The sequence below is a fragment of the Paracoccus pantotrophus genome (assembly GCF_008824185.1).
Taxonomy (GTDB): domain Bacteria; phylum Pseudomonadota; class Alphaproteobacteria; order Rhodobacterales; family Rhodobacteraceae; genus Paracoccus; species Paracoccus pantotrophus.
The window spans coordinates 905,163-924,643 of the sequence record NZ_CP044426.1 but is presented as its reverse complement, the minus strand read 5'-3'; the positions used below and the strand labels follow the sequence as shown (position 1 = coordinate 924,643).

Genomic DNA, 19,481 nt, shown 5'->3' with positions numbered 1-19,481 from the left:
AGGATCGGCGGATGAGCAATGGCCGGACGGGGGCGGGCGGATGAAGGCGCTGCTGATCCGCGACCTGCGGCTGGCCACGCGCGCCGGCGGCGGCTTCGGCCTGGCGCTGGCATTCTTCCTGATCGTCTGCACGCTGGTTCCCTTCGGCGTCGGCCCCGAGGGCGGCCAGCTTTCCCGCATCGCGCCGGGCATCCTGTGGGTGGGGGCGCTGCTGTCCTGCCTGCTGTCTCTGGACCGCATCTTCGCCCTGGATTTCGAGGATGGCAGCCTGGACCTGCTGGCCACCGCGCCCCTGCCGCTGGAGGGGACGGTGGCGATCAAGGCCGTCGCGCATTGGCTGGTGACGGGCCTGCCGCTGGCGCTGTCGGCGCCGGTCTTCGGGCTGCTGCTGCATCTGCCGGGGCCGGCCTATCCCTGGCTGGTCGCCTCGCTGATGCTGGGCACGCCGGCGCTGTCGATGCTGGGCGCCTTCGGTGCGGCGGTAACGGTGGGGCTGCGCCGCGGCGGGCTGCTCATGTCGCTCCTGGTGCTGCCGCTTTACGTGCCGACGCTGATCTTCGGGGCCGAGGCGGTGCGGCGAGGTGCCGCAGGGGCCGATCCGGTGACGCCTTTGGTCTTCCTGGCGGCGATCACGCTGGCCACATTGGCCCTGGCACCCTTTGCCGCAGCCGCTGCGCTGCGTGTCAATCTGCGGTGAACGCGACCACTGGCCACTTGAGCGGGCGCCGCGCCCGATTTAGGAAGCGAACATGTCAATCTGGGAATATGCCAACCCCGTCAAGTTCATGCGCACCTCGGGCGCCGTGCTACCCTGGGTGGTGGCGGCTGCTGCGGTCTGCACCGTGGCGGGGCTGGTCTGGGGCTTCCTGACGCCCCAGGACTACAAGCAGGGATCGACGGTCAAGATCATCTTCCTGCACGTGCCCGCGGCGCTGATGGCGATCAACATCTGGCTGATGATGCTGGTGACTTCGCTGATCTGGCTGGTGCGGCGCCACCATGTCAGCGCGCTGGCCGCCAAGGCGGCTGCGCCCGTCGGCGCGGTGATGACGCTGATCGCGCTGATCACCGGGGCGATCTGGGGCCAGCCGATGTGGGGCACCTGGTGGGAATGGGATCCGCGGCTGACCTCGTTCCTGATCCTGTTCCTGTTCTATCTGGGCTACATGGCGCTGTGGGGGGCGGTCGAGAATCCCGACAGCGCCGCCGACCTGACCGGGGTGCTGTGCCTGGTCGGCTCGGTCTTTGCGCTCTTGTCGCGCTATGCGGTGAACTTCTGGAACCAGGGCCTGCATCAGGGCGCCTCGCTGTCCATGGCGCCGGGCGAGCGGATGTCGGCGGTCTATCGCTATCCGCTCTACCTGACCATGGCGGGGTTTTTCCTGCTGTTCCTGGCGCTGCTGCTGGTCCGCACCCGGACCGAGATCCGCCGCCGCCGCCTGGCGGCCCTGCTGGCAAGGGAGAACCGCGCATGACAGAACTTGGCAAATATGCCGGGACCGTCCTGGCCGCCTATGGCGCCAGCCTGGTGCTGCTGGTCGGCATCGTCGTCCAGACCGTGCTGGCCAATGCCCGCGCCCGCCGCGAATTGCAGGAGCATGAACGCCGTGGCTAGGATATCGCCGATGATGCTGCTGCCGGTGGCGGTCTTTGCCGGTTTCGCCGCTCTTGCCGGCTGGGCGCTGTTGCGCGACGATCCCGACGCGCTGCCCTCGGCCATGATCGGGCGCGAGGCGCCCGCGGTCGGCGAGACCACGCTGCCGGGCAAGGTGCAGCTGACCGACGAGATGCTGCGCCAGCCGGGGGTGAAGCTGGTCAACTTCTGGGCCAGCTGGTGCCCGCCCTGCCGCGCCGAGCATCCGACGCTGACCGAGCTTTCGGCCCGGCTGCCGGTCTATGGTGTCGACCTGAAGGATCCCGAGGGCGCCGCGCTGGGGTTCCTGTCCGAACATGGCGATCCCTATCACGCGCTGGCCACCGATCCGCGCGGCCGGGTGGCGATCGATTGGGGCGTGACCGCGCCGCCCGAAACCTTCATCATCGACGGCTCGGGACGCATCCTTTACCGCCATGCCGGGCCGCTGGTGCGCGAGGATTACACGAACCGATTCCTGCCCGAGCTGGAAAAGGCGCTGGCGGCCGAGTGACGGCGGCGCCGGCTTGGCTGCGGCCTTGCTGGGGTATTTTCGGAACGAAGAAGCCTGGGGCGCGCGCGGCGCCGTCGGCGCAGCCTGCGCACTGTCGCGGAAGTATTTGGAAAACGGTGAAGGCCACGGGCCGACAAGGCTTTCCAAGCCTTTCTTCGGGCGCTAAGACGGCCGGGCTTGCAAGAGGGCCGCCATGTCGCAAAACCAGACGACCATCGCTCCGCAACCCGGCATCATGGAGATCTCGCTTTACGAAGGCGGGGCCTCGAAGGTGGCCGGGGTCGAGAATGTCGTGAAGCTTTCCTCGAACGAGAACCCCTTCGGGCCGTCGGACAAGGCGCGCGAGGCGGTGATCCGCGCCGCCCATGCGCTGCATCGCTATCCCAATACCGACCATGCCGGGCTGCGCGCCGCCATCGGCGAGGTGCATGGGCTGGACCCGGACCGTATCATCTGCGGCGTGGGTTCGGACGAGATCATCCATTTCCTGTGCCAGGCCTATGCCGGGCCGGGGACCGAGGTGCTGTTCACCGAGCACGGCTTCCTGATGTACCGCATCTCGGCCCATGCCGCCGGCGCGACCCCGGTGCAGGTGGCCGAGCGCGACCGCGTCACCGATATCGACGCGCTGATCGCGGGCGCTACCGAGCGCACGCGGCTGGTCTTCGTCGCCAATCCGAACAACCCGACCGGCACCATGATCGGCCTGCCGGAACTGGAGCGGCTGGCCCGCGCCGTGCCGCAGGCGATCCTGGTGGTCGATGCCGCCTATGCCGAATATGTCGAGGATTACGATGGCGGCGCCGAATTGGCGAGCCGGCTGCCCAACGTGTTCATGACCCGGACCTTTTCCAAGATCTACGGGCTTGGGGGCTTGCGCGTCGGCTGGGGTTATGGCCCGCGCGAGATCGTCGATGTGCTGAACCGCATCCGCGGCCCCTTCAACCTGTCCAATGTCGCGCTGGAGGGCGCCGAAGCCGCCATGCGCGACCGCGAGCATATCGCCCGCTGCCAGGTCGAGAACGCCCGCTTGCGCGCCTGGCTGGCCGAGGCCTTGGCCGAGAAGGGGGTGCCCTCGGATACGTCCTGCGCGAATTTCGTCCTGGCGCGCTTTGCCGATGCGGGGACGGCCGAGGCCTGCGACGACTATCTCAAGGCTCAGGGGCTGATCGTGCGCCGCGTCGCCGGCTACGGCCTGCCGCATTGCCTGCGTATCACCGTGGGCGACGAGGCCTCGTGCCGGCGCGTGGCCCATGTCATCGGGCAGTTCATGGCCGAGCGGGCGGGAAGCCATTGATGGCCGTGATCTATGATCGCGTGGCGCTGATCGGGCTGGGGCTGATCGCCGGCTCGATGTCGCTTGCCATGCGCGAGGCGGGGCTGGCCGGTGAGGTGGTAGGCCATGCCCGCAGCCCCGAGACCCGTGCCGTCGCGGCCGAGATCGGGCTGGTCGACCGCGTGGCCGAAAGCGCCGCCGAGGCGGTGCAAGGTGCCGATCTGGTGGTGCTGGCGGTGCCGGTCGGCGCCATGGGCGCGGTCGCGGCCGAGATCGCGCCGCATCTGAAGCCGGGCGCGACCGTGACCGATGTAGGCTCGGTCAAGCAGGCGGTGATCGAGGCGGTGGCGCCGCATATCCCCGCGGGCGCACATTTCATCCCCGGCCATCCGCTGGCCGGGACCGAGCATTCCGGGCCACGCTCGGGCTTCGCCTCGCTGTTTCGCAACCGCTGGTGGCTGCTGACCCCGGTCGAGGGCAGCGATCCGGCGGCGGTCGAGCGGCTGTCGGCGCTGATCCGTGCCATGGGCGCCAATGTCGAGGCGATGGATGCCGCCCATCACGACCTGGTGCTGGCGGTGACCAGCCATACGCCGCACCTGATCGCCTATACCATGGTGGGGGTGGCCGATCACCTCAAGCGCGTCACCGAAAGCGAGGTCATCAAGTATTCCGCCGCGGGCTTTCGGGATTTCACCCGCATCGCCGCCTCGGACCCGACCATGTGGCGCGACGTGTTCCTGCAGAACAAGGAGGCGGTGCTGGACATCCTGGGCCGCTTCACCGAGGAGCTTTTCGTGCTGCAGCGGGCGATCCGCATGGGCGACGGCCAGCACCTGCACGACTACTTCACCCGCACGCGGGCGATCCGGCGCGGCATCATCGAGGCCGGGCAGGATACCGCGGCGCCCGATTTCGGCCGCAGCCTGGCCGCGGGCGAGGCGCCGAAACCCTAGCGGCGGGGGCCCTAGCGCCGCGGGAAGGTCGGGGCCGGGCCCAGCACCATCGGGCCAAGGCTCATCCTGCCATCGGCGAAGTTCAGCGGCAGGCGCAGTTCGCCCTTGGCCGCGGGGGGGAAGCGCAGGCCGGCATCCTCGGGGAGCGGCAGGTCCGAGATGTTCTTCAGCATGGTGCCGGCCAGCACCACCACCCTGGGCGGGATGAGCCCGGCCGTGGCGGCGGCCTGCAACAGCGACTCGGCATCGCTGGTATAGACCACGAGCCGGCCCCGGGCGCGGCCCTGGGCATCCGCCTCGATCCGGCCCAGGATACGTGCCTGCACCGCGCCCAGGCGCAGTTCGGCATCGTCGAGCCGCAAGCCCACAGGCAGCGGCGACCGGTCGGGGTCCAACGTCGCCGGACGGGGCAGGGCATCCAGCCAGACCCGCCCGGTGGCGGCCAGGCTGAGCCGGCCGGGCAGGGGCAGGGTCGCGAACAGGCCGGGCTCCAGATCGTCGAGGCTGATATCCAGGTCATAGGCCGCCGCGGCACCCGCCGGCGCATCCGCATCGAGATCGCGCCGCACCGCGTCGGCACGCAGCCGCGTGGCAAGCGCCGCGCCCTCGACCGTCAGGGGGCCGGCCTCGATCCGGGCCGAGGCCATGGCCAGCCCGTTCAGCGGCTGCACGCGCAGCCGGGCGGCGGCATCGCCGAGGCCCAGATCCAGCGGACCCGAACCGGGATCGAGCACCGCGCGGGGCGGCAGCGCCAGCCGCAATTCGCTGGGCCGCAGCGGGCTGAGCCAAAGCTCGGCCTGCGACAGTTCGACGCGGCCGAGATCGGTCTGCATCTCCACCGCCAGGGCCCGCACCCCGAGCCGCCGCGGGTCGCGCAATTCCTGCACCGTCTCCAGCTTCGCCGCGGGCTGCCCGGCCGCAATCCGGCGCAATTGCTGCGCCGCCAGGCTTTCTGCACCCAGCCACAGGCCGCCCAGGACCAGGGCCAGAACGATCAGGGGGGCTAGCAATCGGCGCATCCTGTCCTCGCGCATGTCATGGCGTCTTGGAACGCCGATCCCGCTGTCCTAAGTTTTTCCTGACCGAATTATCTAGGGTGCCGGGGTAAAGAATGGGTGAACGGCCGGAGCATTGGGTCTTTGCCTATGGCTCGCTGATGTGGGATCCGGGCTTTCCCGTGGCCGAGATGGTGCCGGCAAGGCTGGACGGCTATGCCCGCAGCTTCTGCCTGCGCTCGATCGTCTATCGCGGCACAAGCGAGCGGCCGGGCCTGGTGCTGGGCCTGGATGCCGATCCGGGGGCGCATTGCCGGGGCCTGGCCCTGCGCGTGGCCGAGCCGGACTGGGACGAGACGCTGGCCGGGCTGCGCGCGCGCGAACTGACCACCAACGCCTATGCCGAGCTTTTCCTGCCGCTGGTCCTGGAGGACGGCCGCGGCGTCGAGGCGATCACCTATGTGATCCGGCGCGACCATGACCAATATGCCGGCCCGCTGGAACTGAACGAACAGGCTCGCATCATCGCCCTGGCGCAGGGCGGGCGGGGGCCGAACGCGGATTACCTGTTCAATACCGCCCGGCATCTGGCGCAGATGGGCATCGAGGACCGGGCCATGGCCGAACTGGTGCGGCAGGTCCGCGGGCTGTTGCAGCCCGGCGGGAAATAGACAGGCGCGAGGGCGCTTGGCAGGCGCGGGTCCGGCCTCTACAGTCGGCCCGGAAAACAGCAAGGGGGTGGAACTTGTCCCGAACTGACGCCGAACCGCCCGAGGGGCCGCCCGCCGCGTCGGAAGGCCGCCGCTCTCGCGCCGCCCGGCTGGCGGCGACGCGCGACGGGGGCGCGGGCGGGGCCGGCCCGGCGCCACCGCAATTCTCGCAGCCGGTCCGGCAGATCGTGCTGATGCTGATCGTGCTGGTGCTGGTCGTGGCCGGGGCATGGTTCGCCTATGGCCGGATCGTCTCGATCTTTCATTCGAACGAATATCTGAACGGGCTGATCCTGGCGGTCTTCGTCATGGGCGTGCTGGGCTGCTTCTGGCAGGTGGCCGAGCTGGTGAAATCTGTCAGCTGGATCGAGCGTTTCGCCGCCCGGCGCCGCGCCGCCGCCGAACGCGGGGTCAGCGCGGCCGAGCCGGCCGGGCCGGATGACGCACCGCGGCTGCTGGCGCCCCTGGCCGCGCTTCTGGGGCAGCGCGGGCCGGTGGGGGGCGCGATCTCGACCGAATCCTCGCGCTCGATCCTGGAATCGGTGGCGACGCGAATCGACGAGGCGCGCGACATCACCCGCTACCTGGCGAACCTGCTGATCTTCCTGGGCCTGCTGGGCACGTTCTACGGGCTTGCGACCACGGTGCCGGCGGTGGTGGACACGATCCGCGCGCTGGCGCCGCAGGAAGGCGAATCCGGGCTCGAGGTGTTCAACAAGCTGATGACCGGGCTGGAATCGCAGCTGGGCGGCATGGCCACGGCCTTTTCCAGCTCGCTGCTGGGCCTGGCGGGCTCGCTGGTGGTCGGGCTGCTGGAGCTGTTCGTCGCCCATGGCCAGAACCGCTTCTATCGCGAGCTCGAGGAATGGATGTCGGGTTTCACCCGCATCGGCCTGGGCGGCGCGGAGGGGCAAGGGCTGGGCGAGGCGGCTCTGGCCGGTTTCATCGAGCGGGTCGAGGCGCAGATGGCCGGCTTGCAGGCGTTCTATGCCAGCCGCGACGAGTTGCGCGACCAGGAAGCCGCCGCCGCCGACCAGCGCTCGCTGGCCCTGGCCGAGGGGGTGGAGCGGCTGGCCGCGCTGCTGGGCACGGACCGGGATCGGCTGGGCGAGACGCTGGCCGCCGAGCGCGAGGCGACGGCCCAGGCCCTGTCCGGGGTCGAGCGGGCCATCGGCGGGCTGGCCGAGCCGCGCCGCGATCCGGATCTGGTCGCCTTGCTGGAGCGGCTGGCCGAAGGGCAGGACCGGCTTGCCGCCGAGCCGCGCCATGATCCGGCGCTGCCCGCGATGCTGGAGCGGTTGGCCGAGGGGCAGGAGCGGCTGGCGGCGCTTGCCTCGGGATCGTCGCCCGAGGATGCCCGGCTCGCGCGCGCGCTGGAGCGGCTGGCCGAGGGACAGGAGCGGCTGTTGGAACTCGGCGCACAAAAGCCGGCCGCCGCCTCGGGCGACGATCCCGAGGCGCGGATGCGGCTGCGGTCCATCGACGTGCAACTGGGCCGGCTGGTCGAGGAAAGCGCCAGCGGCCGCGACGGCCTGATCGCCGAATTGCGCAGCGACCTTGCGGCGCTGACCCGCGCGATCCGCAACCTGGAGCGCGGCGATGGGGCTTAGCCGGGGCGGCGGCAACCGTTTCTCTGCGACGATCTGGCCGGGATTCGTCGATGCGATGACGGCGCTCCTGATGGTCATGATGTTCGTGCTGACCATCTTTTTGCTGGTGCAATCGGTGCTGCGCGACCAGATCACCACCCAGGACAGCGAGCTGGACCAGCTTGGCCGGCAGGTGGCCGAGCTTTCGGATGCGCTGTCTACCTCGCAGGCGCGGGCGGCCTCGCTGGACCGCGACCTGGCGGCCGAGCGCGACCGGCTGCGGCGCTCGGAACAGGCCGTGGCCGCGGCGCGGGCCGAGATCGACGCCCAGGCCGAGGCGGCGCGGCTGGCCGCCGCCCGGCGCGAGGCGCTGGAGGCGCTGATCGGCGATCTGCGGCGGCGGAATGCCGAAACGCAGCAGCAGCTGGACGAGACCGAGACCGCGCGGCTGGCCGATGCGGCCGCCGCCGAGGCGCTGCGCGAGCGGCTGGCCAGGTCGGATGCGGAACTCGATGCCGCCACCCTGGAACTGGAGGCGGCGCGCAAGGAGGCCGAGGAAACCCTGACCCTGCTGGCCGCCGCCGAGGCTGCCAAGAGGCAGCTGGGCGAGCAGGCCGAGGCCCAGGCCAGCGAGGCCGAGAAGCAGGCCGCCCTGCTGGCCCTGGCCCGGCAGGAACTGTCCGAACAAGAGGCGCTGTCGGCCGAGGACCAGCGCCGGCTGGCCGCGCTGAACCAGCAGGTCGCGCGGCTCAACGACCAGCTGGGCAGCCTGCGCGCGGTGCTGGATGCGGCGGGCGATGAGCGCCGCGAGGCCGATCTGCGCGCCGAGGATCTGGGCCGGCAGCTGAACGTCGCCCTGCTGCGCGCCGCCGAGGAGGAACGCAAGCGCCGCGCGCTGGAAGAGGAGGCGCGCAGCAGGGCCGAGGCCGAGGCCAGGGATCTGGCCCGCTATCGCTCGGAGTTCTTCGGGCGGCTGTCGCAGATCCTTGCCGGACGCGAGGGCGTGCAGGTCGTGGGCGACCGCTTCGTCTTTTCCTCGGAAGTGCTGTTCGCGCCGGGCGAGGCGACGCTGTCGCCCGAAGGCCAGGCGCAGATCGCGCGGGTGGCGGAGATGCTGGGGCAGATCTCGGCCGAGATCCCGCCCGAGATCGACTGGATGATCCGCGTGGACGGCCATACCGACGACGTACCGCTTTCGGGGCTGGGGCGCTATCGCGACAACTGGGAACTCAGCCAGGCCCGCGCGCTGGCGGTGGTGCGCTACATGGTGGAGGAACTGGGCTTTCCGGTGACCCGCCTGGCGCCGGCCGGTTTCGCCGACACCCGCCCGGTGGCGCAGGGTGACACGCCCGAGGCCCGCGCCCGCAACCGCCGCATCGAACTGAAGCTGACCGAACGCTAGGCGCGTGGCAGGCCGCTGTCAGGCGTCGATGGTGCAGGCCCCGTGGCGGGTCAGCTTTCCTGCGGGGCGGCTTCGCGCGGCGGGCGGCCGATGATGTCGCGCAGCGCGTCCAGCTCGATGAAATTGTCGGCCTGGCGGCGCAATTCGTCGGCGATCATCGGCGGCTGGCTGCGCATGGTCGAGACCACCGAGACCCGCACGCCTTGGCGCTGCAGCGCCTCGACCAGCGGCCGGAAGTCGCCGTCGCCGGAAAACAGCACCGCATGATCCAGCCGCGGCGCCAGTTCCATGGCGTTGATAACCAATTCGACATCCATGTTGCCCTTGACCTTGCGGCGCCCCAGCGCGTCGGTATATTCGCGCGCGGGTTTCGTCACCATGGAATAGCCGTTGTAATGCAGCCAATCGACCAGCGGACGGATCGGTGAGTAGTCCTCGTTCTCCAGCAATGCCGTATAATAATAGGCGCGGACCAGCTTGCCGCGCCGTTCGAATTCCTGCCGCAGCAGCTTGTAGTCGATATCGAAGCCCAGCGACTTTGCCGCAGCATAAAGATTCGACCCGTCAATGAACAACGCCAGCCGGTCGTCCTTGTAAAACACGTTTCCCCCGAGATGTCTCGAAACCCAAGTCAGAAAGCGAACTTAGCCTTGGTTGCCCTGGGTGCAAACCTGCCTAGTTCGGCAGGTTCGCCGCCGGAAAGCCTGCGTTTTGCGCTGAAAAAGTTGTCGCAATTACCGCAGGTTGTGCCGGTTGCCTTCAGCCGCTTCTGGTTTACGCCCGCGTTTCCTGCAGGTTCCGGTCCCGAATATGTGAATGCGGCGGCGTCTTTCCGCTGCACCCTTCCGCCCGAACAACTGCTGCGCGAGTTGCACGAAATCGAGGCCGAGCTGGGCCGCCGCCGCGACGGCGGGCGCTGGCAGTCGCGGGGGCTGGACCTGGACCTGCTGGCCCATGGCGATCTGGTGCTGCCCGATGCGGCCGTGCAGGACCATTGGCGCCGCCTGCCGCCGCAGGATCAGGCGCTGCGTGCCCCGCCGCACCTGATCCTGCCCCATCCCCGGATGCAGGACCGCGGCTTCGTCCTGGCCCCCCTGGCCGAGATCGCGCCGAACTGGGTGCATCCCCGCCTTGGGCTCAGCGTGGCGCAGATGCTGGCGGCGCTTCCGCCCCAGGCTTTGGCGGGGATGCGGCCGGCAAGTGCTTGACATTTCCGTCGCGGGCGCCCAAATAACCGGCCTCGCCCCCTGCACCCCGATTCCAGCTGATAAGGTTGACCGATGGCCCGCGTTACAGTCGAAGATTGCGTCGATAAGGTTCCGAACCGTTTTGACCTGGTGATGCTGGCGTCCCATCGCGCGCGCGAAATCGCGGCCGGCAGCCCGCTGACCGTCGATCGCGACAACGACAAGAATCCCGTCGTCGCCCTGCGCGAGATCGCCGACGAAACCCAGCCCGTGGACGATCTGCGCGAGCGCATGATCGAGGCGCACCAGACCCAGATCGAGGTCGACGAGCCCGAGGAGGACGCGATGGCGCTTCTGCTGGGCGCCGAGATGGATCGTCCCAAGCCCGCCGACGAGGAATCGGAAGAGCGCATGCTGCGCATGATGCTGGAAGCGCAAGGCAGGAACTGAATCCAAAGGTCTTCGGCCCATCATGATCGACGTCGAAGACCTCATCGCGCTGATCCGCAATTACAACCCGCGCACCAATGCAGAACTGATCCGCGACGCCTATGAATACGGGCGCCGCATGCATGAAGGCCAGTTCCGCCATTCGGGCGAACCCTATTTCACCCATCCCGTCGCCGTCGCCGCCATCCTGACCGAGATGCGGCTGGACGATGCCACCATCGTCACCGCGCTCTTGCACGACACGATCGAGGACACGCGCTCGACCTGGGCCGAGGTGGCGCAGATCTTCGGACGCGAGATCGCCGACCTGGTCGATGGCGTCACCAAGCTGACCAACCTGCAGCTGTCCGGGGCGCATTCCAAGCAAGCCGAGAATTTCCGCAAGCTTTTCATGGCGATGTCGCGCGATCTTCGCGTGATCCTGGTCAAGCTGGCCGACCGTCTGCACAATATGCGGACGATCAAGTCCATGCGTCCCGAAAAGCAGCAGCAAAAGGCGCGCGAGACCATGGACATCTATGCGCCGCTGGCCGGCCGCATGGGCATGCAATGGATGCGCGAGGAGTTGGAAGACCTGGCCTTCAAGGTCATCAACCCCGAGGCGCGCAATTCGATCATCCGCCGCTTCGTCAGCCTGCAACGCGAATCCGGCGACGTGATCCCCAAGATCACCGCCGACATCCGCGCCGAGCTGGAACGCGAGGGGATCGAGGCCGATGTCTATGGCCGCGCCAAGCGCCCCTTCAGCATCTGGCGCAAAATGCAGGAAAAGCAGCTGTCCTTCTCGCGCCTGTCGGATATCTACGGCTTTCGTATCATCACCCGCACGGAACCCGACTGCTATCGCACCCTGGGCGTGATCCATCACCGCTGGCGCGCGGTGCCGGGCCGGTTCAAGGATTACATCAGCCAGCCCAAGGCGAACGGCTATCGCTCGATCCACACCACCGTCTCGGGGCGCGACGGCAAGCGGGTCGAGGTGCAGATCCGCACCCGCCAGATGCACGAGGTGGCCGAGGCGGGGGTGGCCGCGCATTGGGCCTATCGCGACGGGGTGCGCACCGCGAACCCCTTTGCCGTCGATCCGGGCGAATGGATCGCCAGCCTGACTGAACGCTTCGGCGAAGAGGATCACGACGAGTTCCTGGAACACGTCAAGCTGGAAATGTATTCCGACCAGGTGTTCTGCTTTACCCCCAAGGGCGACGTGATCCCGCTGCCCAAGGGGGCGACGCCCTTGGATTTCGCCTATGCGATCCATACCCGGCTGGGCTCGTCCTGCGTCGGCGCCAAGGTGGACGGGATCCGGGTGCCGCTGTGGACGCGGCTCAAGAACGGGCAGTCGGTCGAGATCATCGCCGCCTCGGGCCAGCGCCCGCAGGCGACCTGGCTCGATATCGTCGTCACCGGCCGTGCCAAGGCGGCGATCCGCCGTTCGCTGCGCCAGGAGGACCGGACGCGCTTCATCCGCCTGGGCTCCGAACTGGTGCGGGTGGCCTTCGAGCATGTCGGGCGCAAGGTCAGCGACAAGGCGCTGCGCACCGCGGCCAAGACCATGGCGCTGCCCGATACCGACGAATTGCTGGCCCGCATCGGCAGCGCCGAGATCTCGGCCCATGACGTGCTGACCACGCTTTACCCGGAACTGGCCGAAAAGCGCAGCGAGATCGACGCCCGGCGCGCGGTGGCGGGGCTGGCGGCCGACCAGGAATTCACCCGCGCGCCCTGCTGCAATCCGCTGCCGGGCGAGCGCATCGTCGGCATCACCTATCGCGGCAAGGGCGTGGTCATCCATGCCATCGACTGCCCGGTCCTGGCCGAGTTCGAGGAAAGCCCCGACCGCTGGGTCGACCTGCACTGGCGCGAGGGCCAGCACCCGGCGGCCTATTCGACCATGCTGTCGCTGACCATCCGCCACGATGCCGGCGTCCTGGGCCGGATCTGCACGCTGATCGGCGCGCAGGGGGCGAATATCTCGGACCTGGAGTTCATCGACCGCAAGCCGGACTTCTATCGCCTGCGCGTCGAGATCGAGCTGCGCGACCGCGAGCATCTGCACACGCTGCTGACCGCGCTGGAAACCGAAAGCGACGTGGCCCAGGTCTCGCGCATCCGCGATCCCTCCGCCCATATGAACTGAGGCCCGGCCGACATGTTCAAGAGACGCAAGCCGCTGAGCTACGCTCAGATGTGGACCGAGATGTTCTATCCGCGCTCGGGCTGGAAGCGGGCGTCGAAATACGTGCTGCACCGGCTGCGCCGCCTGCCGGACCAGCCGCATCGGGTGGCGCGGGGCTGGGCCTGCGGCATCTTCATTTCCTTCACGCCGTTCTTCGGTTTCCATTTCATGGGTGCGGCGGCGCTGGCCTGGCTGATCCGCGGCAATATCCTGGCGGCTCTGCTGGGCACTTTCGTCGGCAATCCGCTGACCACGCCCTTCATCGCGCTGACCTCGGTCGGGCTGGGGCGCTGGATGCTGGGGGTCGAGGGCAAGTTCACCCCGCATCTGATTTTCGACGAGTTCACCCGCGCCGGCAGCGAGCTGTGGAACAACCTGCTCGCGCCGCTCAGCGCCGAGCGCACGGCGCATTGGGACCAGTTGCTGCAATTCAACGAGCAGATCTTCCTGCCCTATGCGGTGGGGGGCGTGCTGCCCGGAATCGCGGTCTCGGTCGCGGCACATTACCTGACCGTGCCGCTGATCAAGGCCTATCACCGCCACCGCGAAAAGCAGATGGCCGAGCGCATCGCCCGCGCCAAGGCCCGGCGCGAACGCGAACTGGTGGAAAAGGGCTAGAAGCCCAGCCGGTCGCGCAGCGAATACCAGCCCATGCCGGCGACCAGCAGCGGCCAGCGCAGCGCAGCGCCGCCGGGAAAGGCGGGCGAGGGCAGGGCGGCCATGGTGTCGAAGCCTTCGCTCTGCCCCTGCACGGCCTGCGCCATCAGCTTGCCGGCAAGATTGGCCAGCGCCAGCCCATGGCCGGAATAGCCGCTGGCCGACAGGCAGTTGGGCGCCGGCCGGGCAAAGCAGGGCATCCGGTTCATGGTGATCGCCAGCGTGCCGCCCCAGGCATGGGTCAGCTTCACATCGACAAGGCCGGGATAGATCTCCAGCAGCGGCTTGCGCACCTTGGCGGCGATGTCGGCGGGAAAGCGATAGCTGACATTCTCGCCGCCGCCGAAGATCAGCCGCCCGTCGGGATCGAGCCGCCAGTAATTCACCACGAATTTGGTGTCATGCACGCCGATATCGCGGGTCAGCACCTCGGCCGCCCGCGCGCCCAGGGGCTCGGTCGCGACGATGAAATTGTTGATCGGCATGACACGGGCGGCGACATGGGTGTCGAGATTGCCCAGATAGCCATTGGCCGCCAGGATGACATGGTCGCAGATCACCCGGCCCTTGCCGGTCTGGACCACGCTCTTTTCGCCGGCGCGGCGGGCGTGGCGGATATGGTGGACATGGCTCAGCTCGCGGATCCTCGCGCCTGCGGCATCCGCCAGCCGCGCCATGCCGATCGCCAGGTTCAGCGGATGCAGATGCCCCGCGCCATGGTCCAGCTCGCCGGCGACATAGGCCTGCGAGGGCACCAGCGCGCGAAAGGCGTCGCGCTCCAGCGCCTCGATCCGATCATAGCCGTAGTCGCGCGCCAGCCTGTCGATCATGGCGCGGGCATGGTCCAGCTCGGCGGACTTGCGAAAGGCATGGGCGATGCCGTCGGCCACCTGAACGCCGCAGCGCGCGGCCAGTTCGCGGGTCAGGCGCTTGGCCTCCTCGGCCATGTCCCACAGGCGATGGGCGGCCTCGCGACCCGCCATCCGCTCCAGTTCATCGACCTCCAGCCGCTGCCCCGAGCCGAGCTGGCCGCCATTGCGCCCCGAGGCGCCGAAGCCCACGCGATGCGCCTCCAGCACCACGACGTCGCGCCCCGCCTCGGCCAGATGCAGCGCCGCGGCAAGCCCGGTATAGCCGGCGCCGACCACCACGACATCGGCGCGCTCCTCGCCGCGCTGCTCGGGGAAAGGCGGCAGCGGGTCGCGGGTCGCGGCATAGAGGCTGGGCGGATATTCCCCCCGCCGGTCGTTGGAAAACAGCAGGTTCATGCTTCGGCTTTCACCGTTTCTCAAATACCCATCCCGACGGCGCCCCAAGGCCAGGCCGTGCCCGGCTCTACACGTTCAGCAGCAGATGCTCGCGTTCCCAAGGGCTGATGACCTGCAGGAACTCCTTGTATTCGTTGCGCTTGACCGCCTGGTAGACGTCGATGAACTCCGGGCCCAGCACCTCGCGCATCGCCGTGTTCTCGTCCATCAGGTCCAGCGCGTCGCCCAGGTTATAGGGCAACTCGTCCTCGGACATATAGGCGTCGCCCAGGCATTCGGCGCGCGGATTCTCGCCCTCGACCAGGCCCAGATAGCCGCAGGCCAGGCTGGCGGCGAGGCCCAGATAGGGGTTGCAATCCATGCCCGCCAGCCGGTTCTCGACCCGCCGCGCCTCGGGCTTCGAGATCGGCACGCGCAGCCCGGTGGTGCGGTTGTCGCGCCCCCATTCCAGGTTGATCGGCGCCGCGAAATCTGGGACATAGCGGCGATAGCTGTTGACATAGGGCGCCAGCAAGGCGACCGCCGCCGGCAGGTGCTTCTGCATGCCGGCGATGAAATGCATGAAGGCCGGCGTCTCGCGGCCCTGCGCGTCGGAAAAGATGTTGCGCCCGTCTCCGATCCCGACGACCGAGTGGTGGATATGCATGGCGCTGCCAGGCTCGCCCTCGATGGGCTTGGCCATGAAGGTGGCGAAACAGTCGTGGCGCAGCGCCGCCTCGCGGATCAGCCGCTTGAAATAGAAGATCTGGTCGGCCAGGGCGACCGGGTCGCCGTGGTTCAGGTTGATCTCGACCTGGCCGGCGCCGCCTTCCTGCAGGATGCCGTCGATCTCGAAGCCCTGTGCCTCGGCGAAGTCGTAGATGTCGTCGATCACCTTGCCGTATTCGTCCACCGCCGACATGGAATAGGCCTGCTTGGCGGCGGCGCGGCGGCCGGTACGGCCCATGGGCGGCATGATCGGCTGGTTCGGGTCGATGTTGCGCGCGACCAGGAAGAACTCCATCTCGGGCGCGACGATGGGGCGCCAGCCCTTCTGCCGGTAAAGATCGACCACCCGTTTCAGCACGTTGCGCGGCGCGATCGGCACCGGATTGCCCGACTGGTCCGAGACGTCGTGGATCACCTGCAGGGTCACGTCCGCCGTCCAGGGCGCCGCCGTCGCGGTCGAGAAATCCGGCGTCAGGATCATGTCCGGCTCGGTGAAGGCGCCCGAGGGATTGTCGGCCCAGTCGCCGGTGATGGTCTGCAGGAAGATCGAATTCGGCAGGTAGAACCGTTCCTGATGCGCGAATTTCGAGGCCGGCATGGCCTTGCCGCGCGCCACCCCGGCGATGTCGGCGACGATGCACTCCACCTCGTCCAGGCGGCGCCCGGCGACATAGTCCTGCGCAGCCTGCGGGGTTTCCTCGATCCAATGCGGCTTCATGCGGCCCCCTGCCGGTCTTCTGCGCTGAAGGCGCGGGGCGCCTTGAAGAAAGCCTCGATCCGGTCGGCGATGCCGGGCGATTGCCGCGGGGTGCCCATGCGGGCGCTGGCCTGGTCCAGGAGCGGCTTGGGCACCGCGCCGCGGCCGCGATGTTCGATCAGCCCCTGGATGAAGGCATCGTCGAACTCGGGATGAGCCTGGACGGTAAAGGCGCGGTCCTCATAGACCAGCGCCGCGTTTTCGCAGAACTCGTTCCGGGCGACGACCTCGGCATCCTCGGGCACGGCGACGACCTGGTCCTGGTGCCAGACGTTCAGCGTGACCTTTTCTCCGCCGAAATCGTAGTCATGCGCGCCGACCGCCCAGCCGCCGGGATGCTTTGCCACCGTGCCGCCAAGTGCCTGGGCGATGATCTGGTGGCCAAAGCAGATGCCGACCAGCGGCACATGTTCGGCATAGGCCCTGCGGATGAAATCCTGAAGCGGCGGGATGAAGGCATGGTCTTCGTAGACGCCATGGCGCGAGCCGGTCAGAAGCCAGCCCTGGGCGTCGTGGACGCCCTGCGGGAACTCCATGTTCTCAACGTGATAGCTGGTGAATTCGAAACCCCGCCCGGCAAGAAGCCGCTCGAACATCGTGTCATAGTCGCCGAGATCGCCGCGAAGTTCCTCGGGCGACTGGCCGCATTTGAGAATGCCGATACGCATGGTGACTGGCCTGTCGGTTGTTCCCCCTGAAGCTAGTCGGGCGCGGCGCGGCCGGCAAGGGGCTGCGGTTCCGGTCGGGGCTGGCCGCGGCCGCAACGCCGCGCTAGGCTGCCGGCAAAACCAGCAGAAAGGATTGGCCATGCCCGGATTGCGCCCCGATGTGGACCCCGAGGGATTGCAGGAGTTCTCGGTCGTCTTCACCGACCGCTCGCTCAACCACATGTCGCAGAAATTCCAGGGCGCGATGCGCGACATCTCGGCCACGCTGCGCGAGGTCTATGGCGCGGATGCCGTGGCCCTGGTCCCCGGCGGCGGCACCTGCGCCATGGAGGCGGTGGCGCGCCAGTTCGGCCGCGATGCCCATGCGCTGATCGTCAGGAACGGCTTTTTCAGCTATCGCTGGAGCCAGATCTTCGAAGCGGGCGGCTTTGCCCGCCAGACCACGGTGATGATGGCGCGGCCGCAGGGCAACGAGCCCCGCGCCCCCTTCGCTCCCGCCGCGATCGAGGAGGTGGTGGAAAAGATCCGCGACACCCGCCCCGATGCCGTCTTCGCCCCGCATGTCGAGACCGCGGCAGGCATGATCCTGCCCGACGATTACATCAAGGCGCTGGCCGATGCCGCGCATGAGGTGGGCGCCATCATGGTGCTGGACTGCATCGCCTCGGGCGCGATCTGGGTCGACATGCGCGAGACCGGCGTGGACGTGCTGATCTCGGCGCCGCAAAAGGGCTGGTCGGCCTCGCCCTCGGCCGGGATGGTGATGCTGTCGCCGCGCGGCATCGAGCGGCTGGAGACGACGGTCAGCGACAGCTTCGCGCTGGACCTGAAGAAATGGCGCGCGATCATGAAGGCCTATGAGGACGGCGGCCATGCCTATCACGCCACCCTGCCGACCGATGCGCTGCTGGGCCTGCACGACGCGATGGAGGAGACGCGCGCCTTCGGCTTCGAGGCGGCGCGCGAGGCGCAATGGCGGCTGGGCGACGCGGTGCGCTCGGAACTGGCGCGGCGCGGGCTGCGCTCGGTCGCGGCCGAGGGCTTTGCCGCGCCGGGGGTGGTGGTCTGCCATACCGACGACCCCGAGGTGCAAAGCGGGCGCAAGTTCCTGGCCGCCGGCTACCAGATCGCTGCGGGCGTGCCCCTGCAGCTCGGCGAGGGCGAGGGATTCCGCAGCTTCCGCATTGGGCTTTTCGGGCTCGACAAGCTCAAGGATGTCGACGGCACGATGGCGCGGCTGGTTTCCGCCTTCGATGCGGCGCTTTGACGCTGCGGGCAGGAAATCGGGGCCGGTCCGGGAACGATCTGCGGGTTTCCGGGTTGGCTCTCCGAAACCGTTGCAGCCTTGCGAAAGGACAAGATCATGGCGAACCACGAAGCCACCGCCGACGAACTGAAGGCCAAGGCGCGCGCGGCCGCTGACGATGTAGGCCGTCATGCCAGCCGCGCCGCCGACGAGGCCAGCGCCGCCTATGAGACTGCCCGCGAGAAGGGCGCCGAACTTTACGAGACCGCGCGCGAAAAAGGCGCCGAATTCGTCGAGGACGCCAAGCGCCGCGGCGCCGAATATGCCGAGACGGTCCGCGAGCGGGGCCATGATTATGCCGAGCGCGCCCGTGACGAGGCCCGCCGGCTTTACCGGCAGGGCGAGCGCCAGGCGCATGAGGTCGCGGCCCATGCCGAGGAATATTACGACGAGGTCTCGAACATGGTGCGGCGCAACCCGGCGCAGGCGCTGGGGATCGCGGCCGGGGTCGGCTTCCTTCTGGGTCTGATCATCGCGCGGCGCTGAGTCTCGGCGGATGTTCGACTATACCAGGAAACTCCAGCTCGCCCTGACCGACAGGCTGCGCCGCACCGGCCTGTCCGCCGGGGCAGGCGTGGCCCTGCTGATCGGGGCGGGTTTCCTGCTTGCGGCGCTGTGGACCTGGCTGGCCGATCACCTGGGTTGGGGGGCGCTTGGCGCCTCGCTGGCGATCGGTCTGGGCTTTCTGCTGATCGGGCTGGTGGTGATGCTGATGGCGCGCAAGGAACGCCATCCCGTCCCCGGCACCGACGAGCTGAAGGCCGAGGTCGAGGAGCGGCTGATGCTGGCCGCCGATATGGCCGTCGAAAAGGCCACCGGCGCGGCGGATGCGGCGCTGGAGCGCGCCTCGCAAAAGGCCGGCCAACTGATCGACCGGGCCGAGCAGCGGGTGCATGCGCTGACCGACAGCCTGGCCTACAAGGCGGATCGGCTGGCCGACCGCGCCGAGGCCAGCGTCTATGGCGTCGCGCGCCGGGCCGGTGAAAGCGCCGTCGGCACCCTGGGCTTGCCGCCCGATACGCTGCGCCGCGCCGCCGGGACGGTGCAGGGCGCCTCGCAGTCCCGCGCGGCGGCCATCGCGCCGCTGATCGGCGCCTTTGCCGTGGGGATGACGCTCGCCTCGCGCTTGCGGCAAGGGCGCCACCGCGACGAGCCGGACTGGGAAGACGCCGAGGACCGGACCGAAGATCCTTATTGAGGATCGTCCCGCAACCCCTTGACAGAAA

Annotated in this window: 21 protein-coding genes; 16 read left to right on the top strand and 5 right to left on the bottom strand. The window is 68.7% G+C overall.

The features are described from left to right. The first annotated feature begins 40 nt into the window (after positions 1–40). From ccmB to ESD82_RS14985, 6 genes are all read left to right on the top strand, one after another. Positions 41–697: a heme exporter protein CcmB gene (ccmB, locus tag ESD82_RS15010; protein ID WP_024844544.1), complete on the top strand. Its 657-nt coding sequence runs from the start codon at positions 41–43 to the stop codon at positions 695–697. 52 nt (positions 698–749) lie between these two features. Continuing rightward, complete coding sequence (locus tag ESD82_RS15005) at positions 750–1,475, top strand: heme ABC transporter permease (RefSeq protein WP_024844545.1); 726 nt, start codon at positions 750–752, stop codon at positions 1,473–1,475. Further along, a complete protein-coding gene (gene ccmD / locus ESD82_RS15000; protein ID WP_024844546.1) occupies positions 1,472–1,615 on the top strand; it encodes a heme exporter protein CcmD in 144 nt (47 codons plus the stop codon). The genes ESD82_RS15005 and ccmD overlap by 4 nt, the downstream gene beginning before the upstream one ends. 13 nt (positions 1,616–1,628) lie before the next feature. Next, complete coding sequence (locus ESD82_RS14995; protein ID WP_024844547.1) at positions 1,629–2,147, top strand: DsbE family thiol:disulfide interchange protein; 519 nt, start codon at positions 1,629–1,631, stop codon at positions 2,145–2,147. A gap of 193 nt (positions 2,148–2,340) precedes the next feature. Further along, positions 2,341–3,444, top strand: a complete 1,104-nt coding sequence (gene hisC / locus ESD82_RS14990; RefSeq protein ID WP_024844548.1) for a histidinol-phosphate transaminase — start codon at positions 2,341–2,343, stop codon at positions 3,442–3,444. Then, the gene (locus ESD82_RS14985; RefSeq protein ID WP_147428000.1) at positions 3,444–4,379 is read left to right on the top strand and encodes a prephenate/arogenate dehydrogenase family protein; all 936 of its coding nucleotides are present in this window, start codon (positions 3,444–3,446) and stop codon (positions 4,377–4,379) included. The genes hisC and ESD82_RS14985 overlap by 1 nt, the downstream gene beginning before the upstream one ends. 11 nt (positions 4,380–4,390) lie before the next feature. On the opposite strand, the gene ESD82_RS14980 is transcribed toward ESD82_RS14985, so the two are convergent. Then, complete coding sequence (locus ESD82_RS14980; protein WP_147428001.1) at positions 4,391–5,398, bottom strand: DUF2125 domain-containing protein; 1,008 nt, start codon at positions 5,396–5,398, stop codon at positions 4,391–4,393. Between the two features lie 92 nt (positions 5,399–5,490). On the opposite strand from ESD82_RS14980, the gene ESD82_RS14975 reads away from it, so the two are divergent. The 3 genes from ESD82_RS14975 to ESD82_RS14965 all read left to right on the top strand — a co-directional run bounded on the left by ESD82_RS14975 (position 5,491) and on the right by ESD82_RS14965 (position 9,075). After that, positions 5,491–6,045: a gamma-glutamylcyclotransferase gene (locus ESD82_RS14975; protein ID WP_024844551.1), complete on the top strand. Its 555-nt coding sequence runs from the start codon at positions 5,491–5,493 to the stop codon at positions 6,043–6,045. Positions 6,046–6,119: 74 nt separating this feature from the next. Beyond that, complete coding sequence (locus ESD82_RS14970) at positions 6,120–7,694, top strand: coiled-coil domain-containing protein (RefSeq protein WP_024844552.1); 1,575 nt, start codon at positions 6,120–6,122, stop codon at positions 7,692–7,694. Continuing rightward, positions 7,684–9,075, top strand: a complete 1,392-nt coding sequence (locus ESD82_RS14965; protein ID WP_147428002.1) for a peptidoglycan -binding protein — start codon at positions 7,684–7,686, stop codon at positions 9,073–9,075. The genes ESD82_RS14970 and ESD82_RS14965 overlap by 11 nt, the downstream gene beginning before the upstream one ends. A 50-nt stretch (positions 9,076–9,125) precedes the next feature. Here ESD82_RS14965 and ESD82_RS14960 read toward each other — a convergent pair whose 3' ends face one another. Next, positions 9,126–9,677, bottom strand: a complete 552-nt coding sequence (locus ESD82_RS14960) for a LabA-like NYN domain-containing protein (protein ID WP_024844554.1) — start codon at positions 9,675–9,677, stop codon at positions 9,126–9,128. 12 nt (positions 9,678–9,689) lie between these two features. Between ESD82_RS14960 and folK the strand changes: the two genes are divergently transcribed. The 4 genes from folK to ESD82_RS14940 all read left to right on the top strand — a co-directional run bounded on the left by folK (position 9,690) and on the right by ESD82_RS14940 (position 13,509). After that, complete coding sequence (gene folK / locus ESD82_RS14955) at positions 9,690–10,283, top strand: 2-amino-4-hydroxy-6-hydroxymethyldihydropteridine diphosphokinase (RefSeq protein ID WP_036747547.1); 594 nt, start codon at positions 9,690–9,692, stop codon at positions 10,281–10,283. Positions 10,284–10,355: 72 nt separating this feature from the next. Further along, positions 10,356–10,712: a DNA-directed RNA polymerase subunit omega gene (rpoZ, locus tag ESD82_RS14950; protein ID WP_024844556.1), complete on the top strand. Its 357-nt coding sequence runs from the start codon at positions 10,356–10,358 to the stop codon at positions 10,710–10,712. Positions 10,713–10,734: 22 nt separating this feature from the next. Further along, positions 10,735–12,852 carry a RelA/SpoT family protein gene (locus ESD82_RS14945; protein ID WP_024844557.1) on the top strand — a complete coding sequence of 706 codons (2,118 nt, stop codon included), beginning with the start codon at positions 10,735–10,737 and terminating at the stop codon, positions 12,850–12,852. Between the two features lie 12 nt (positions 12,853–12,864). Continuing rightward, positions 12,865–13,509 carry a DUF2062 domain-containing protein gene (locus ESD82_RS14940; RefSeq protein WP_147428003.1) on the top strand — a complete coding sequence of 215 codons (645 nt, stop codon included), beginning with the start codon at positions 12,865–12,867 and terminating at the stop codon, positions 13,507–13,509. Here the strand turns inward: ESD82_RS14940 and ESD82_RS14935 are convergent. The 3 genes from ESD82_RS14935 to ESD82_RS14925 form a co-directional block, all read right to left on the bottom strand. Continuing rightward, positions 13,506–14,816 carry an NAD(P)/FAD-dependent oxidoreductase gene (locus tag ESD82_RS14935; RefSeq protein WP_147428004.1) on the bottom strand — a complete coding sequence of 437 codons (1,311 nt, stop codon included), beginning with the start codon at positions 14,814–14,816 and terminating at the stop codon, positions 13,506–13,508. The genes ESD82_RS14940 and ESD82_RS14935 overlap by 4 nt on opposite strands. A gap of 67 nt (positions 14,817–14,883) precedes the next feature. Further along, the gene (locus tag ESD82_RS14930; RefSeq protein ID WP_024844560.1) at positions 14,884–16,242 is read right to left on the bottom strand and encodes a glutamine synthetase family protein; all 1,359 of its coding nucleotides are present in this window, start codon (positions 16,240–16,242) and stop codon (positions 14,884–14,886) included. Then, complete coding sequence (locus ESD82_RS14925) at positions 16,239–16,949, bottom strand: type 1 glutamine amidotransferase (protein WP_147428005.1); 711 nt, start codon at positions 16,947–16,949, stop codon at positions 16,239–16,241. Before ESD82_RS14925 ends, ESD82_RS14930 begins: the two co-directional genes overlap by 4 nt. A gap of 139 nt (positions 16,950–17,088) precedes the next feature. Between ESD82_RS14925 and ESD82_RS14920 the strand changes: the two genes are divergently transcribed. The 3 genes from ESD82_RS14920 to ESD82_RS14910 all read left to right on the top strand — a co-directional run bounded on the left by ESD82_RS14920 (position 17,089) and on the right by ESD82_RS14910 (position 19,453). Further along, positions 17,089–18,216: an aminotransferase class V-fold PLP-dependent enzyme gene (locus ESD82_RS14920; protein WP_147428006.1), complete on the top strand. Its 1,128-nt coding sequence runs from the start codon at positions 17,089–17,091 to the stop codon at positions 18,214–18,216. Between the two features lie 96 nt (positions 18,217–18,312). Beyond that, positions 18,313–18,741 (top strand): DUF883 family protein, encoded by a 429-nt coding sequence (locus ESD82_RS14915; RefSeq protein WP_024844563.1) that lies wholly within the window; start codon positions 18,313–18,315, stop codon positions 18,739–18,741. Positions 18,742–18,751: 10 nt separating this feature from the next. Further along, positions 18,752–19,453, top strand: a complete 702-nt coding sequence (locus ESD82_RS14910; protein ID WP_024844564.1) for a phage holin family protein — start codon at positions 18,752–18,754, stop codon at positions 19,451–19,453. Positions 19,454–19,481: the final 28 nt, after the last annotated feature.